This window comes from Oceanobacillus rekensis (genome assembly GCF_002153375.1).
Classification (GTDB): domain Bacteria; phylum Bacillota; class Bacilli; order Bacillales; family Amphibacillaceae; genus Oceanobacillus; species Oceanobacillus rekensis.
In genome coordinates this window covers 326,878-343,261 of the sequence record NZ_MTBQ01000004.1, presented here as the reverse complement: position 1 = coordinate 343,261, position 16,384 = coordinate 326,878, and the positions used below count along the sequence as shown (strand labels likewise).

The 16,384-nt window shown below is 37.8% G+C and carries 15 protein-coding genes; 12 read left to right on the top strand and 3 right to left on the bottom strand.

What is annotated here, in order from left to right; translation table 11 throughout:
• Positions 1 to 9 precede the first annotated feature (9 nt).
• From yycF to BV906_RS12400, 6 genes are all read left to right on the top strand, one after another.
• On the top strand, positions 10 to 711 hold the full coding sequence (gene yycF / locus BV906_RS12425) for a response regulator YycF (protein ID WP_087974082.1): 702 nt from the start codon (positions 10 to 12) through the stop codon (positions 709 to 711).
• Between the two features lie 5 nt (positions 712 to 716).
• A complete protein-coding gene (gene walK, locus BV906_RS12420) occupies positions 717 to 2,552 on the top strand; it encodes a cell wall metabolism sensor histidine kinase WalK (protein WP_087973889.1) in 1,836 nt (611 codons plus the stop codon).
• Positions 2,549 to 3,856 (top strand): YycH family regulatory protein, encoded by a 1,308-nt coding sequence (locus BV906_RS12415; RefSeq protein WP_087973887.1) that lies wholly within the window; start codon positions 2,549 to 2,551, stop codon positions 3,854 to 3,856. Before walK ends, BV906_RS12415 begins: the two co-directional genes overlap by 4 nt.
• Positions 3,857 to 3,858: 2 nt before the next feature.
• The gene (locus tag BV906_RS12410) at positions 3,859 to 4,788 is read left to right on the top strand and encodes a two-component system regulatory protein YycI (protein ID WP_087973885.1); all 930 of its coding nucleotides are present in this window, start codon (positions 3,859 to 3,861) and stop codon (positions 4,786 to 4,788) included.
• A complete protein-coding gene (locus BV906_RS12405; RefSeq protein WP_087973883.1) occupies positions 4,785 to 5,570 on the top strand; it encodes an MBL fold metallo-hydrolase in 786 nt (261 codons plus the stop codon). The genes BV906_RS12410 and BV906_RS12405 overlap by 4 nt, the downstream gene beginning before the upstream one ends.
• 155 nt (positions 5,571 to 5,725) lie before the next feature.
• Entirely contained in the window at positions 5,726 to 6,925 is a 1,200-nt protein-coding gene (locus BV906_RS12400; RefSeq protein WP_087973881.1) for a S1C family serine protease, read from the top strand.
• 251 nt (positions 6,926 to 7,176) lie between these two features.
• Here BV906_RS12400 and BV906_RS12395 read toward each other — a convergent pair whose 3' ends face one another.
• Positions 7,177 to 7,548, bottom strand: a complete 372-nt coding sequence (locus BV906_RS12395) for a DoxX family protein (protein ID WP_087974080.1) — start codon at positions 7,546 to 7,548, stop codon at positions 7,177 to 7,179.
• Positions 7,549 to 7,746: 198 nt separating this feature from the next.
• Here BV906_RS12395 and BV906_RS12390 point away from each other — a divergent pair, with 198 nt between their 5' ends.
• From BV906_RS12390 to BV906_RS12380, 3 genes are all read left to right on the top strand, one after another.
• Positions 7,747 to 9,462 carry an ABC transporter ATP-binding protein gene (locus BV906_RS12390; protein ID WP_087973879.1) on the top strand — a complete coding sequence of 572 codons (1,716 nt, stop codon included), beginning with the start codon at positions 7,747 to 7,749 and terminating at the stop codon, positions 9,460 to 9,462.
• 15 nt (positions 9,463 to 9,477) lie between these two features.
• Complete coding sequence (gene aroD / locus BV906_RS12385) at positions 9,478 to 10,242, top strand: type I 3-dehydroquinate dehydratase (RefSeq protein WP_087973877.1); 765 nt, start codon at positions 9,478 to 9,480, stop codon at positions 10,240 to 10,242.
• Positions 10,243 to 10,628: 386 nt separating this feature from the next.
• Entirely contained in the window at positions 10,629 to 10,982 is a 354-nt protein-coding gene (locus tag BV906_RS12380) for a DUF3889 domain-containing protein (protein WP_087973876.1), read from the top strand.
• Between the two features lie 51 nt (positions 10,983 to 11,033).
• On the opposite strand, the gene BV906_RS12375 is transcribed toward BV906_RS12380, so the two are convergent.
• Positions 11,034 to 11,579, bottom strand: a complete 546-nt coding sequence (locus tag BV906_RS12375) for a GNAT family N-acetyltransferase (RefSeq protein WP_087973874.1) — start codon at positions 11,577 to 11,579, stop codon at positions 11,034 to 11,036.
• Positions 11,580 to 12,244: 665 nt separating this feature from the next.
• On the opposite strand from BV906_RS12375, the gene BV906_RS12370 reads away from it, so the two are divergent.
• From BV906_RS12370 to rlmH, 3 genes are all read left to right on the top strand, one after another.
• Positions 12,245 to 13,414, top strand: a complete 1,170-nt coding sequence (locus BV906_RS12370; RefSeq protein WP_087973873.1) for a TraB/GumN family protein — start codon at positions 12,245 to 12,247, stop codon at positions 13,412 to 13,414.
• Positions 13,415 to 13,657: 243 nt separating this feature from the next.
• Positions 13,658 to 14,878, top strand: a complete 1,221-nt coding sequence (locus tag BV906_RS12365; RefSeq protein ID WP_087973871.1) for a hemolysin family protein — start codon at positions 13,658 to 13,660, stop codon at positions 14,876 to 14,878.
• An 86-nt stretch (positions 14,879 to 14,964) separates the two neighbouring features.
• Positions 14,965 to 15,444, top strand: coding sequence for a 23S rRNA (pseudouridine(1915)-N(3))-methyltransferase RlmH (rlmH, locus tag BV906_RS12360; protein ID WP_087973869.1), 480 nt, complete (start codon positions 14,965 to 14,967; stop codon positions 15,442 to 15,444).
• 606 nt (positions 15,445 to 16,050) lie between these two features.
• Here rlmH and BV906_RS12355 read toward each other — a convergent pair.
• The gene (locus BV906_RS12355; RefSeq protein ID WP_087973868.1) at positions 16,051 to 16,377 is read right to left on the bottom strand and encodes a DUF779 domain-containing protein; all 327 of its coding nucleotides are present in this window, start codon (positions 16,375 to 16,377) and stop codon (positions 16,051 to 16,053) included.
• Between the last annotated feature and the right edge of the window lie 7 nt (positions 16,378 to 16,384).

The window sequence follows — 16,384 nt, the reverse complement described above, 5'->3', positions numbered from 1 at the left end:
GTGGCAATTTTGAGTCAAAAAATACTAGTAGTAGATGATGAACAGCCAATTGCAGATATATTGAAATTCAACTTAGAAAAAGAAGGATATCAGGTAATCGTTGCCAATGATGGCGATACAGCTATTGAAATTGCAGAATCGGAACGACCTGATTTAATTTTATTAGATATTATGCTTCCAGGTAAGGATGGAAATGAAGTTCTTAGGGAAGTAAGAAAGACACAAACAATGCCAATCATCATGCTTACGGCAAAAGATTCAGAGATTGATAAAGTGTTGGGCCTTGAACTTGGTTCAGATGATTATGTGACAAAGCCCTTCAGCAATCGTGAACTGATTGCCCGTGTCAAAGCTAATTTACGCAGGCAACAGGTGCCGGATGACACAGTGAAAGCAACGAAAGATATCGTTATTGGAGACTTGACGGTTCACCCTGATGCATATGTTGTTTCAAGAAAAGGTGTTCAGATTGAATTGACACATCGTGAATTTGAATTATTGCATTATTTAGCCCGTCATATCGGACAGGTGATGACAAGGGAACATTTGCTTGAAACGGTATGGGGTTATGATTATTTTGGAGATGTGCGTACCGTTGACGTTACCGTTCGCAGACTTCGTGAAAAAATTGAGGAGAGTCCAAGCAATCCGATATGGATCGTTACAAGACGTGGTGTCGGCTATTATTTGCGTAATCCCGAACAGGAGTAGTTGTGATGAATAAAGTTGGTTTTTTTCGTTCCATTCAATTAAAGTTTATTATCATTTATATTCTGCTATTGCTTCTTGCTGTTCAGGTTATTGGATCTTTTTTCACGCAAAGGCTGGAGGAAGAACTCCTTAATAACTTTAAAGTATCGATAAATGATCGAGTGGAACTGCTGAGCTATAACCTGGAACAGGCTTTTGATAGAGAGCGAAGCGAAGAGGATGATGGCCCGACTTTAGAGGAAGAAATTCAACAAATCGTGCAAGATATCAATACAGATAATATAGCTACAACAGTGAATGTAATTAGTAACCAGAGCCGAATTATCGGAACAAATAAAATCAACCAACAGGATGAGATTGGAAAAAAGATTACGCAACCATTGGTCCAACAGGCGTTATTTTTTGATTCACCACAAAAGCAGGAATTCTGGGATCAGGAAGCCGAAAGTCGTGTATGGGTACATGTAGAACCATTAATTGACTCAGAGGGTATAGCGGTTGGAGTGATTTCTTTTCAATCCTCATTGGATGCGGTCTATGGTCAGGTGGAAGATATTAATAGAATCTTTTTACAAGGGTCCATTCTGGCAATCAGTATTTCAGCAATCATCGGAATCCTTGTGGCACGAACCATTACAAAGCCAATCATGGAGATGAGAGAACAAGCCCAGGTAATGGCAAACGGCGATTTCACCCAAAAAGTAAATATTTATGGGAAAGATGAGATTGGTCAGTTGGCGGAAACATTTAATGACCTGAATAGCCGATTAAAACACTCCTATGCAACAATTGAGGAGGAGCGGCGAAAGCTTAGTTCGGTTCTATCCAATATGTCTGATGGGGTTATCGCAACCGATAACTCAGGTTCTATCACATTAATGAATGATGCAGCAGGAAGGCTGGTTGGGGAGAATCCAGAAGAGGTTATCGGTGACTACTTACTTGATTTACTACAGCTGGATAGAAAAGAAGTCGATTTGACGGAACTACCGGAAAGTGGATCCATGATTATCGATTTCAGTGAGGATGACACTCCATTCTTAGTAAGGTCTAACTTTTCGACTGTTTTGGATGATGAAGATAAAATAACCGGATTTATAACCGTTATTAGTGATGTTACAGAACAAGAGAAAATAGAGCAGGAACGTCGTGACTTCGTTTCCAATGTTTCACATGAATTACGTACTCCACTAACAACTATGAAAAGTTATATTGAAGCGTTGACGGAAGGTGCATGGGAAGATAAGGAAATCGCCCCAAGATTTCTTCAAGTTACCCAAAACGAGACAGATCGAATGATTCGCATGGTTAACGACCTGCTTCAACTTTCCAAAATGGATTCAGATGAATTGCCACTGCATAAGGAGCGTACTGATTTTGTACGTTACTTCCATCAAGTAATCGATCGTTTTGAAATGAATTCACCGGAAGAGATAACGTTAATCAGAGAAATACCAAAAGGAAAGTCTCTTGTGTGGATGGATAAAGATAAAATGACACAGGTTCTAGATAATATTATTTCCAATGCCATCAAATATTCCCCAGAAGGTGGGGAAATTCGCATGAAGCTAGACATAAAGAGTCATTTCTTGCTTGTAAGCATTCAGGATCAAGGTATGGGTATTGCTTATGATAAATTGGAAAAAATATTCGAGCGATTTTACCGGGCTGATAGAGCAAGAACAAGGAAACTTGGAGGAACAGGATTAGGTCTTGCGATTACGAAAGAAATGGTGGAAGCTCACCATGGGAAAATATGGGCAAGAAGTAAAGAAGGTAAAGGGACAACGATTCTCTTTACACTACCGCTGATGAGTAAGAAGCGGAGGGATATGAAATGAAATGGGAAACGGCAAAAACCTTCATATTAATTATTCTTATAGGTACTAGTTTAGTACTTACATTTGGAATGCGGAATTACCAACCAGATGTAACGAATCTAAGTGATGAATCGATCGGTGAAATAAATTTGGGTGGTACAAGGGATGAATCGAAGCGAACGATAGTCCGACCTAGTGAGATTATTTTTAAATCACATGGCAACTTCTTTGGCTTCGCAAAACCAAAGGGACGCGAACAAATGTATGAACAAATGTATTCCTGGACATTCACTAATTTTGCAACACAAATTGCAAGTGAGAGAAACCCCGATAATCATGAAATAGAAGTTATTTTCCCTGATGCGATTCCATTGGAGTTATTTGGCAGTATCATGTCCTTTAATGAAGAGGATATTTTCTTTCCAGAGTGGTCATTTAAACGGTTATTTATTACATTCACGGATACAAAATCAATGGATATTGAATTTATTTCTACGAGTGGGAATGAAAAAGCGACAGCCACGGTAAATAACCCGACTGATTATGAACAAATGTGGACAATGATGACAAGCTTGGAAACCGATAGGTTTGTAGATTATACGGTAATGAATACTGGAAGAGAGAACATTTACATTCCTTCAGGCGAAATGGAACTAAAAAAAGAAGCTATTTCATTTGAAATGATTGATCCTTCTGATATGAGAGATATTTTATTTCCAAATCCAGCAGTTGTCATGGAATCCACCATCGCAACAAGTGGATTGACATACTTTACTGACAGCCGCCAAATAAGAATGGGAGCTAATAATTTGGGGATGGAATATGTCAATCCTTTTACGGAGAATTCAGATCGTCCGCTTACTGTTGTTAGTCTTTTGGATAGTAGTATTTCAAATCTAAACGAGAATGGCAGCTGGACAGGTGACTTTAAATTAACAGATTTAAATGTCTATCAAAATTTCGTGAGGTATCGATTGCATTATGGTGGATATCCAGTATTTAATTCTGCAAATCCGGACTTATCGGTTATTGAACAGAAGTGGAACAGTCAACAACTAGAAGAATACCGTCGTCCACTTTTTCGTTTAATAAACTCTCTGCAACATTCCGATGTTAATTTGATATCGGCGGAAAGTTTGATTACTAAATTAAAAAACCATCAGAGTTATACATTAGATAAAATTCAGGATATAAGGATTGGCTATCGTTTGAATGTGAATTCAGAAAAAAATGCTATTGAACTAGAGCCGGCCTGGCATGTGAAATATGATGGGAATTGGCGGGTGCCTTTATTTAGTGAAATGAGTCAAAGAGGGGGAGATTGAGGATGCAATGGGGTCATATTAAAACATTATTTATTCTCAGTTTCCTCGTATTAAATATCTATTTGCTAGTTCAATTCGTGGAAAGACAGCAGAATTCAGCGGAAATGGGTGTCTTGGAGAGTAGTAATGAGAATGTAAGCTATGAAGAGTTATTTGAACAGGAAAATATTACAATCAGTGCAGAATTAAGTCAGGATTTGTCTGAAACTAATTATATTAATGTATCTGAGAAGAAGTTTACCGATGAAGAAGTTGGTCAATTAAACAATATTGATGGTCTTGATGCAACATTGATTGACGATAATTTTATCCTCGCCCAATTTGAAAGGCCTTTATCATTGCCAGCAAATCTAACTAAAGATAATATATCGGATCTTGTTGCGCCATACCTGTTATATCCTGAGCAGTATACGTATTGGGTTTGGGATGAAGAATCGAATATATTCATGTTTTTCCAACAAAAGGACAATAAACCTATCTATTTTAATCAGAATGCATTGTTGCTATTTTATGTAAATGATAATGATGAAATTACGCATTATACACAAACAATGCTTGGGGATGCTGAACAACAAGGGAATACCGAAGAAATTATATCACCAATAAAGGCGATTGGTTCACTTTATGACCGTGGATCGTTAACGCAAGATGAAAATGTATCAGATGTCTCCTTGGGATACCTCTCCCGTATCGAATCACAAGTCTTTGCACCAACATGGAAGGTTACTATTAATGAGGATGAGATTTACTTTGTGAACGCGATTGAGGGCCTCGTTTATTCAGAGGAGGAGTCGGTTTTTATCCAAAAAGCGATTATTAATAACTTGGATATCATTAGACTTTTACCAGAAGAAAATGATATGAAAGCACCTGCAGTAGTAGTTTTAAATCAAAAGCTTGATAGTGAGGAAAATCGGAGTGAGTTAGAATGACATTACGTTTTAGTGTTTTGGCATCAGGAAGTACAGGCAATGCCTTTTATATTGAATCAGATGAGCAGAAATTCTTAGTGGATGCTGGATTAAGTGGGAAACAGCTGGATTATTTGTTCAGTCAGGTTCAGGTAGATCCTGCTAAACTATCAGGGATTTTAGTGACCCATGAGCATAGTGACCATATTAAAGGATTAGGCATTATTGCAAGGAAGTATAATCTTCCAATCTTTGCAAATGAAAAAACATGGAAAGCAATGGAAAAATCATTAGGAAAACTTTCTTTGGATCAGAAATTCTATTTTGGGATGGAGGAAGTTAAGACATTTACAGATATGGATATAGAGTCTTTCGGTGTGTCCCATGATGCTGCTGAACCAATGTTCTATACGTTCCACCATGATGGAAAGAAAGTAGCTCTTGTTACAGACCTTGGCTATGTATCAGAACGCATCAAAAAAACGGTGGAAGATGCAGATGCGTATATCTTTGAAGCGAATCATGATGTGGGCATGCTTCGTATGGGGCGTTACCCATGGAGTGTAAAACGCAGAATACTTGGTGACTCTGGACATGTATCCAATGAAGACTGTGGACTAGCCCTGTCGGAGATTATAAGTAATCGTACAAAGCGCATTTACCTTGCACATTTAAGCCTTGATAATAATATGAAAGACCTTGCACGCATGTCTGTGGAGAATGTTCTACGTGAGCGAGGAATTGAAATCGAGCTACATGATACAGATCCAAAGAATTCAACGGCATTGTATGAAGTTGGATAGTGTATTGCTGTTAATAATTTTCAGTTTAAGGTAATACTAATGTATATCATATAGAAGTGCGTGTTCAAAATGGAGGATGAAAAGGACCACTAAAGAAATTCGAAGGTTCATTTTGACCGAACTTTTTGAACAACCTCTAGAAGGAGACCTTAGACATGGGATACTATGATCAGAACTACAGGAGGCCACATAAACAAAGAGGAAGATGGTTAATTCCTTTAATGATGGGAATAGCAATAGGTGGTTTATTGGTATTCATTGTTATGCCAGAGCTGTTTCAAACGGACAGGGATACAGCTTCCTTAGGTGATAATGATACACAAGAGACTCATACAAATGATGATGGGTCTATTAACCAGGTAGTACAAGTTGATGTTACAACACAGCTAACAGAAATCATTGAAGAAGTAACGCCATCTGTTGTTGGGATTACAAATATTCAGCAGCGTAACGACTTTTGGGATCAACAAGAAGGCGTTGAAGCAGGTACAGGGTCAGGTGTCATTTACAAAAATGACGATGGAACGGCATTTGTCGTAACCAATCACCATGTAATCCAAGGAGCGGATACGGTAGAAGTCGTGTTATCCAACGATACCCATATCGAGGCGGAGATTGTTGGAAGTGATTTATTCTCTGATTTGGCAGTATTGCGGATGGATGGATCGAAGGTAGATAAGATTATTGAAGTTGGTTCCTCAGCAACTATAAAAGTAGGTGAACCTGCGATTGCGATTGGTAATCCACTGGGGCTGTATTTATCTAGTACGGTAACCCAAGGAGTTATCAGTGGAACCGAAAGAACGATTCCACAGGACTTTAATCAGGATGGACGTGCTGATTGGCAAGCAGAAGTTATCCAGACGGACGCAGCTATTAACCCAGGTAATAGTGGTGGTGCACTGATAAATATTTATGGACAGCTAATTGGTATTAATTCCATGAAAATCAATCAGGAAGCAGTCGAAGGAATCGGATTTGCAATACCAATCGATTCTGCAATACCAATCATTGAAGAACTGGAATCCACAGGTGAGGTTATACGTCCTTATTTAGGTGTTGAAATTTATTCCCTTGATGAGGTTCCACAAACGGAGTGGAAGAGCACATTGAATCTTCCTTCAGAAGTGGAAGGTGGCGTCTATGTTTGGACTGTTGAAGATTTATCACCTGCAGATCATGCGGGTATCAAACGGTTGGATGTGATTACCGAACTGGATGGAAAACAGGTTATGAATATGATCGACCTCAGGAAAATATTATACCAAGAAAAGAATATTGGTGATGAAGTCGAAGTTGTGTATTACCGAAATGGTGAAAGAAATGTAACAACAATTGCGCTTGGAACCCAATAAGGGTAAACTCCCGTAAAGGGAGTTTGCATTAATTTATGCGTAAATAGTTATCAACAGTTTTCAATACTTATGCACAAAACGTGGATAAGTTTCTAGAGTGAATCAATATATGGAATAGAAAAGACGTTCCATAACAAAATAAGTACGAACACCTGTGCATATGTGGATAAAATTGTGGATAACCATAAGTTATACATAATATTTGGATGTTATACACGAGTTATCAACATGTTTATAATCCATCTTGTTAATTAAGTTATTATTTTAGCTCTCCTAACGTTTTGCCAAAGAAGCAGCAATAGAATTATCATGACAATATCCAATCGCGCACCCATAGCGAAGGAGAGAAGTCCCTCCGTCCACAAAATTGGTAGTTTGGAGAAATAAAGTGCACCGAGCATAATTAACAGGAGTGGTGGTACAGCTATCTTCATATACATCCTTCCTATAATCAACATCCCACAAGCGAGTTCCACAATTGCCACTAAAAATAAAGTCTGCTCGGGAAAAGGCAGTCCAAGACCAAAGAACACCCCTTTAAAATCAGCATTAACCAATTTCATTATTCCTGCAGTAACAAATACATAGCCAATAGCATAGCAAATCCATTTTGTTGTCTCCATTCTATTCAATGATTAACCTCCCTGATTCATCCTTTGTACTAATCTATGTTTCATTGTGGACAATCTTTCCTGTAAAGAGGATATTCAAAAATCCCGATAAAAATCACACATCAAGTTTCGCATGAATCTCTTAATTGCTAATGTGGATAATTAACTCTATAATTTTCTTTAGACTAAGAATTAAAGGGAGTGCGATTATTGATTCGGCGATTTTTTTCCTATTATAAGCCGCATAAGCGGTTATTTATTATTGATTTCTCTGCAGCATTAATCGTTGCACTGCTTGAATTGGCATTTCCATTAGCTGTGCAATGGTTTATTGATGAACTGTTACCTGGCGATGACTGGAATCTAATTGTTACTGTTGCGGTACTGTTGTTGCTTGTTTATATCGTTAGCACCTATTTACAGTATGTGGTCACCTATATCGGTCATAAGCTTGGAGTAAACATAGAAACCGATATGCGCAAGGACCTATTTCAACATGTACAAATGCAATCATTCCGATTTTTTGATAACACAAAGACCGGACATATTATGAGTCGAATTACGAACGATCTGTTTGATTTAGGAGAACTTGCACATCACGGTCCAGAAGACTTTTTCATTTCAATCATGACATTTCTTGGGGCTTTCATAATTATGTTTACAATAAATCCTACATTGGCATTAATAATTTTGATTGCTGTTCCTATCCTGATTTTCCTGATAACCTTTGGCAATATCCGAATGAATAAATCATGGAAAACGATGTATGAGAAAATTGCCGGTGTAAATGCCCGGGTCGAGGATGCTGTTTCAGGTGTAAGGGTTGTACAGTCCTTTACTAATGAGCCCTTTGAGTTGGAGCGTTTCTCGAAGGATAATAAAAGCTTCCAAAAAGCGAAGATTGGTGCATATAAAGTAATGGCAATTGTTCATTCTAATATTTATTTGCTCATGCGTTTAATTACATTACTTGTCCTTGTTGCTGGAGCATGGCTGAACTTTAATGGCCGTTTGTCTTATGGTGAACTTGTTAGTTTTATATTGTTTGTGAATGTATTGACGAATCCAATTAATAAGATTACTGCCTTATTGGAAATGTACCCAAAGGGAATGGCAGGGTTTAAACGATTTACGGAATTGATGGATGTGAACCCTGATGTACAGGACCGTAAAGATGCGGAGGACATGAAGAATGTATTGGGCGATATCACATTTAATAACGTAACGTTTGGCTATGAGACATCCCATGAGCCTGTATTAAAGTCAATCAGTTTTGATATCCATGCAGGTGAAACAGTCGCTTTTGTCGGTCCATCAGGTGCTGGAAAGACGACCATATCTTCTCTGATTCCACGTTTTTATGATGTGAATGATGGCAGTATTAAAATTGATGGAATCGATATTCGTGATATAAAGAAAGAATCGCTACGCAGTCAGATTGGTGTTGTCCAACAGGATGTTTTCTTATTTACAGGGACATTGCGTGAAAATATTGCTTATGGGAAACTCGATGCTACTAACGAAGAAATTGAGCGTGCGGCAAAACAGGCCCATATGGAAGAATTTATTAAAGAATTGCCAGATGGATATGAAACACAGGTTGGTGAGCGTGGATTGAAATTGTCAGGAGGACAGAAGCAACGTATTGCAATTGCACGTATGTTCTTAAAAAACCCACCAATCCTAATTCTCGATGAAGCAACATCTGCACTCGATACCGAAACAGAAATGATTATCCAACAGGCACTAAATGAACTTGCAAAGAATCGTACAACGCTTGTGATAGCCCACCGTCTTGCAACAATTAAAAACGCAGATCGGATTATGGTAGTCACAAAGAATGGAATTGAAGAGGAAGGCAGTCATAAAGAACTGCTGGAGCGTAACGGTATATTTGCACAATTGCATAATGTACAGATGAGTTAATGGAGGGGTCAAATAATGAATCATACTGTTAAGGTTAAAGATGTTGTCATTGGGGAAGGAATACCGAAGATTTGTGTGCCACTGGTCAGTAAAACACTTGAACAATTAAAAAAAGAAGTAATTTTTCTAAAGCAGGTAGAGTATGATGTCCTGGAATGGCGTGTTGACTTTTTCGAACAAGTAGAAGATATAGAGAAAGTGAAGGTAGCATTGGATGCAATTCGCGATATTTTACCTGAAGCTCCCCTTATCTTCACCTTCCGCAGTGCTAAAGAAGGTGGGGAAAAAGAGATAAGCTACAGCTACTATATGGAATTAAATCGGATCATTTCCGAAACGGGCAAGGTTGATCTGATTGATGTGGAATTGTTTAATGAAGAGAAAGATATACGGGCATTAATTGAAACAGCGCATCAACATCAGACGTTTGTAATTATTTCCAACCATGATTTTCATCAAACACCTGAAAAGAAGGAGATTATTTCGAGGTTGAAACGGGCACAGGAATTAGGTGGAGACATACCGAAGATTGCCGTTATGCCGACATGCCCTAAAGATGTACTGACATTAATGGATGCGACAAGAATTATGAAGGAGGAACATGCTGATCGTCCAATTATTACGATGTCCATGTCCGGACAAGGCGTGATCAGTCGTTTAGCTGGAGAGGTCTTCGGTTCCGCATTAACATTCGGTGCTGTAGGGCAAGCGTCTGCACCGGGACAAGTATCGGTTGTCGAATTGCGCGGGGCTCTGGAACTGTTACACCATAATTTATAAATAACTTCTGTGGGTAACTTTTAAGTATTCAGGATACTTTCATTAAATTAGGAGAGTTATCCCCTATTTCTGTTAATAAGCCTGTTGATATGTTAGAAAATTAACAAAATGGCATCAAATTGCAAAAAGAAGTATTCGACAAATTTCCCATCATTTGTCGATATTTCCCGGGAAATGTTAAACCTCCTCAAAATAAATGAGGAGGTTTAATTGTTGTTGGATTTAATAAAATTGCTCGATTTACACATCCTAATAACAAAAGCGGAAGTGCGCAATTAGCGACGTATGAGCCCGATCGAGCCGATGATGACTTATCGGTACAGAGGTTAGGGAAGTTCAATACGTTTAAGCGCTGTAGCTGGACGTAGCTAAAGGAGGTTGAAAACTTGAGAAAAATTTATTTATCTATCGCTATTGCTATTGTACTGATCCTTGTCTCGAATACCTTCACATCTGTACAAAATCAAAACAATGTAACAGCGCAAACAGAGGAAGGGATTCCATCCTATGCGAAGTGGGGGCAACTTGCTGTAAAGGAAACGAAATCAAAGTACCCGAAAGCGAAAGTGATTGATTATCTGCATATTGGTAAAGAAACAACTCCTGATGCTAGAGCGGTAGAGAAGTTTAAGTTATGGTTAAAGGAAGAAAGTAGAGAGTTTGGAGTCATTATTGACATTGAATATGATATGGAGACAGATGAACTGATAAATATAACCTTTGAAGAAACGGATCAGTAGCTCCTGTTACTTATCCGTTTCTTCGCTTAAGGGAAAATTACCATCTCCAAATTAAAATCTGTACCAATCACTTGCGAGCATGCCATACACAACATGATCTACAAAATGATCAGACAACCATTCTGCCTGTCTGATTTGCCCTTCTTTACTGAAACCAAGACGTTCGGGTATCGACCTGCTTTTCTTGTTTTCATATGCTGCCCGAATGTCCACCCGGTTGAGCTTTAACTGAGAGAAGGCATAGTCGATTAGTGCTTTAACAGCATTTGTCATGATGCCGCGCCCTTGGTAATCTGGGGAAAGCCAATAACCGATATAACCAATATTGTTTGCCCAGTCCAATTGATTAAAACCAATCACTCCAACTAATTTCTCTTTAAAGAAAATCCCGGTAGTAAAACCAGTTTTAAATTCAGCGGCTTTTAATGTTTGATCAATAAAAGCCAATGTATCTTCAGGCTTGATGGTCGTGTCTATCCATGGCAACCACTCACGAAGGTAATCGCGAGCATAATCGGTTAATTCAAATAGCTCATTCGCATCCTGCAGTTTCAATTGTTTTAATTTTACATTCTCATCCACTTCATAGATGAACATGGATTATCCCACCTATTCAAATCTTTTTGATTTCAATTTAAATCATCATACCATAAAAGTAGTCTGCAAAAATAAGTAGCTTTTGTCTTTTTATGGCCATTTCCGTGACCCGCCCAAAATCCCTTTTTACTTGCAAATTAAAAGTTTATTCTTAATCATTATTTTACATAATACGGAATAAAAATGAGTATTTCTATGATTATATAGTTTATATTATTAGACGTAACTTTGAGGAAGCAGCAAATAATTGGGTAGAAGAGAATCAAGATAAAGTAAATAAATGGACAGAAGGAGAAGAGACGGTAGGTGGAGAAGAAATCGAACTAGTATTAACCCCTTGGGATTCAGAACGTGCTTCTGGTGAAGTAATGAGACTTGTATCAGAGCAACAAGAGTATGCAGTGCATGACTATCATCCAGCAGTGGTGTTCCAATCAATAGCTAACGGTCATCGCTTGCTCCATTATGTTTAAGTAACTCCCTGTTCAATCTCATTGTCCATTAGCCTATTAAGGGGTTTTATTCTGGCACGTCTTCCATATTAGTATCCAATTCCTCGCTGTATTTTAAAATTTAATTTCTATTTTATGCCATTCTAGTTTATGATTAAGATAGCTTGTATTAGAATAAGAATACTGATGTAGTTTATAAAGGAAGGTTTAACTATGACCGAAGAAAATATTACCCGATTACATATGAATAATAAAGAGTATATCCTGATTGGAACAGCACATGTTTCCAAGCATAGTGCAGAGCAAGTAAAAGAAGTTATCGAGGCAGAACAGCCGGATTCTGTTTGTATTGAACTTGATGAGGGACGGTATCAATCTATTTCAGAAGGTAATAAATGGAAGGATACCGATATTTTTGAAATAATAAAAGGCAAAAAAGCAACACTATTATTGATGAACTTGGCAATATCATCCTTCCAGAAACGGATGGCGAAACAGTTTGGTATTAATGCTGGACAGGAAATGATTCAAGGTATAGAGTCAGCGAAGGAAAATAATGCTGAGTTGGTTTTGGCTGACAGAGATATTCAAGTCACTTTCTCCCGTATATGGGGAAATATTGGATTGAAAGGCAAAACAATGCTCTTAATGCAAGTAATTGGCAGTATCTTCAGCAATGATAAGATATCTGAAGATGAATTGGAAAAGATGAAAGAGCAGGATACGATTAACGCGATGCTTCAAGAATTTACGGATCACTTTCCTAAATTAAAAACGCCACTTATTGATGAGCGGGACCAGTACCTCTCACAGAAAATAAAGAATGCACCTGGAGAAAAAGTTGTAGCGATCCTTGGTGCAGCACATGTTCCAGGAATAACAAAGGAAATCCATAGAGAACATGATTTAAAGCGGCTTACGCAACGTCCAAAAAAATCTAAAGCTCCAAAAGTTATTGGATGGACAATTCCAGTTTTAATTCTTGCCATTATTGCTTATACATTCTATATGAATCCCTCTGCAGGTCTACAACAAACTATTAGCTGGGTACTATGGAATGGTTCTATGTCAGCAATCGGAGCAATCGTAGCACTTGCACATCCACTAGCAATCGTAACTGCATTTGTGGCAGCGCCAATAACGTCATTGAATCCACTGCTTGCTGCGGGCTGGTTCGCTGGATTTGCACAAGCCTATATTAAGAAGCCAAATGTCGGCGACTTTGAAAGCTTATCGGATGACGTACACACCGTAAAGGGATTTTGGAGAAATAAAGTTACTCGGGTATTGCTTGTCGTCATTTTTGCAAACTTAGGAAGCTCTTTAGGCACATTAATAGGTGGCATTGATGTCATTCGGGTATTTATCGAGAATCTATCCTAAAAAATTAAGAAAGTCACTTTCACATCATGAAAGTGCTTTTCTGTAGGTTGCTTTTTGGATACTTACTGTAAACATACTTATATTTCGGATTATGGAGTAATCAAATACACCATGATGCCAATTTTAGAATGAAAAAAGTTGCAAATGTAATCAGATACAGAGACATAATACTTTTTTATTAGAGATAAATAAGTTATAGTTAACTCAACTATTTTGTGTATATGTAAGGGGAGGAATTTACTCGTGATCATTGCGATCATCGTATTACTATTTGTTTCATTCTTCTTTTCTGGAAGTGAAACAGCATTAACAGCTACAAATAAAATGAGACTTCAATCAAAGGCCAACAATAATGATGAAAAAGCCAGGAAAATTTTAGACCTGGTTTCAAAGCCAAGTGAGTTTATTACGGCCATATTAATTGGAAATAATATTTCCAATATATTACTGCCAACACTTGTTACCATGTTGGCACTTGAATACGGATGGAATGTCGCCATAGCTTCCGCTGTTTTAACAGTTGCGATTATTATATTTTCTGAGGTAATCCCAAAGTCCATTGCAGCGAGTTTTCCAGATCGGATTTCATATCTCGTTTATCCGATCATTAAAATTGTTGTAACAATATTGAAACCGATTACGATATTCCTAAATGGATTAACGGGATTGATTACAAAGGCACTTTCCAAGGGCCAACCAAACAATACATCGATTTCCAAGGAAGAACTAAGAGCAATTGTAGATATTGCTGACTCAGAAGGCACATTTAAAGATGATGAATCCAACCGTATCAAAGGGGTCCTCGATTTTTATAATATGAATGTAAAGGACGTACTTAACACACCACGTGTAGAAATTGTTTCACTTCCTAGTACGGCAACTTATGAAGAAGTGAGAGACACGGTTCTTCAAAATCCATTTACAAGGTATCCGATCTACGAAGATGATATTGATAATATTGTAGGTGTTTTCCATTCTAAATACCTGATTGCCTGGACTGTTGAAATTGGAAAGTCACTTAAGTACTACAGTGATACAGATCCATTGACAGTATATGAATTCCACTCGATTGAATACGTCTTCCGCAAGATGACAAAAGAGAAAAAACATATGGCAATCGTGTTGGATGAATATGGTGGAACAGAAGGTATCTTGACGCACGAAGATATTATTGAAGCAATGATTGGTTTGGAAATAGAGGACGAAATGGACATCGATACGGATGCCCTCGTCGAAAATCTTACAGAAACTGAAATTGTTTGTGATGGTAAGATCACCCTCCATCGGTTGAATTCCATTTTCAACACCGATATACCTGAAGAAGAAGACGTTCTTGCAGGGTTTCTCTTAAAGGAATTTAATGAGTTTCCTAAAGATGGCGATGTCATTGAATGGGAAAACCTTACATTTAGGATTTTAGAGGTTGAGGGTAGGTCGATTAAGCAGGTACAGATAATTAAATAATATATAAAAAATCCCATTTGTCATTTGATAGATGGGATTTTTGCCAAGCTTTATGAAAATGGAATATGCAAAGGATTGATAAACTTATGAAGATAACTATCGTTTCAGTCGGAAAATTAAAGGAGAAATATTTAAAGCAAGGCATTCAGGAATATATGAAGCGGCTAACTGCCTATGCAAAGGTGGATATTATCGAAGTTGCCGATGAAAAGGCACCAGAAAATATGAGTGAAGCCCAAATGCAGGAAGTTAAAAGGAAAGAAGGAGAACGCATTCTTTCTCATATTAATGACGATACATACGTTATAACGCTGGAGATTAATGGGAAGATGTTGAGCTCAGAGCAGCTTGCCGCCAAGATGGATGAGCTCGCAACCTATGGGAAAAGCAAACTTGCCTTTGTGATCGGTGGTTCATTGGGCATAAGTGAAGACGTACAGAAGCGAAGTGATATAGCGCTGTCCTTTTCTAAGATGACATTTCCACATCAAGTGATGAGGCTTATTTTGTTGGAGCAGGTTTATCGGGGTTTTCGGATTATTCGAGGGGAACCGTACCATAAGTGAGGGTAAAACCGAAAGGAATAAATAGCAACCACTTTTTTTAGGTGGCTGTTATTTATTCCTTTATTAAAGTTAGGTTATTTATTTTGTGATACTCGGGAAATTAGTTTTGTGCAGATGAAGAAAAAAGTTTTCCAAATAGCTGTTTATTCTTGATAAATAGAACTTTCTACATAATAAATTCGCTACTTCAAGACTTTTTAGGTAATGGAGAGCTACTAAAATTATTTATTAACTCTTGGATGGTCAAAGCAGAAATAACTGTTCCTTCGCGAATGTTATGGATATCTTGAAGGTCCTCTGGTTAAAAGCTATTAGCTATAAAATTAGATATTCTAATCGTTTCAGTTACCGCATATACATTGGCTGTTTTCGAAATAGTAGCGCAGTTTGAAAAGATTTAGTTGTTTTATTCATATCCTTAGCTGGCTGTAAGTGTGAAAATATAAAGAGAAAAGGGATGTCTTAAGAGCCATGTAACATGACTCTTAAGACATCCCTTTATTTATAAAGAAATTATTTATTGTCACAATTGTTTTCTTAGTTTAAACAGCTGTAAGAAGTTATTGTCACGAACTTTTGCTTAAAGAACTCACATTCTTTCCATTGTTAAGCAGGCGAGTACGCAAAAATAAAATGCTTCTCCTCCACACTATCAAGTGAAAACTCCGGCCCTTGTCCATCTGAAGCATCCAATATTAATTTTGTTTGCTTCCAATACTCATATTGGCTTCTATGCATATAGAAGGGTGTTCCGCCTATTGAGCCAAGATTGACGTCAGCACCACCAACCTTAAAGTCATCTGCCCGATAACACATTGGCGCAAAACCATCACAACAGCCGCCAGATTGGTAAAATAGGATGGACCCGTGTCGATTTTTAATTAATTCTATTAAACTTAATGCTTCATCGGTTGCAACAACACGCTCGGTCATGGGCAAA

Coding starts and splice junctions, on each gene's coding strand:
- BV906_RS12405 (WP_087973883.1), top strand. CDS start 4,785: ATGACATTACGTTTTAGTGTTTTGGCATCAGGAAGTACAGGCAATGCC.
- BV906_RS12400 (WP_087973881.1), top strand. CDS start 5,726: ATGGGATACTATGATCAGAACTACAGGAGGCCACATAAACAAAGAGGA.
- BV906_RS12375 (WP_087973874.1), bottom strand. CDS start 11,579: ATGTTCATCTATGAAGTGGATGAGAATGTAAAATTAAAACAATTGAAA.
- BV906_RS12415 (WP_087973887.1), top strand. CDS start 2,549: ATGAAATGGGAAACGGCAAAAACCTTCATATTAATTATTCTTATAGGT.
- BV906_RS12355 (WP_087973868.1), bottom strand. CDS start 16,377: ATGACCGAGCGTGTTGTTGCAACCGATGAAGCATTAAGTTTAATAGAA.
- rlmH (WP_087973869.1), top strand. CDS start 14,965: ATGAAGATAACTATCGTTTCAGTCGGAAAATTAAAGGAGAAATATTTA.
- BV906_RS12410 (WP_087973885.1), top strand. CDS start 3,859: ATGCAATGGGGTCATATTAAAACATTATTTATTCTCAGTTTCCTCGTA.
- BV906_RS12370 (WP_087973873.1), top strand. CDS start 12,245: ATGACCGAAGAAAATATTACCCGATTACATATGAATAATAAAGAGTAT.
- aroD (WP_087973877.1), top strand. CDS start 9,478: ATGAATCATACTGTTAAGGTTAAAGATGTTGTCATTGGGGAAGGAATA.
- walK (WP_087973889.1), top strand. CDS start 717: ATGAATAAAGTTGGTTTTTTTCGTTCCATTCAATTAAAGTTTATTATC.
- BV906_RS12395 (WP_087974080.1), bottom strand. CDS start 7,548: ATGGAGACAACAAAATGGATTTGCTATGCTATTGGCTATGTATTTGTT.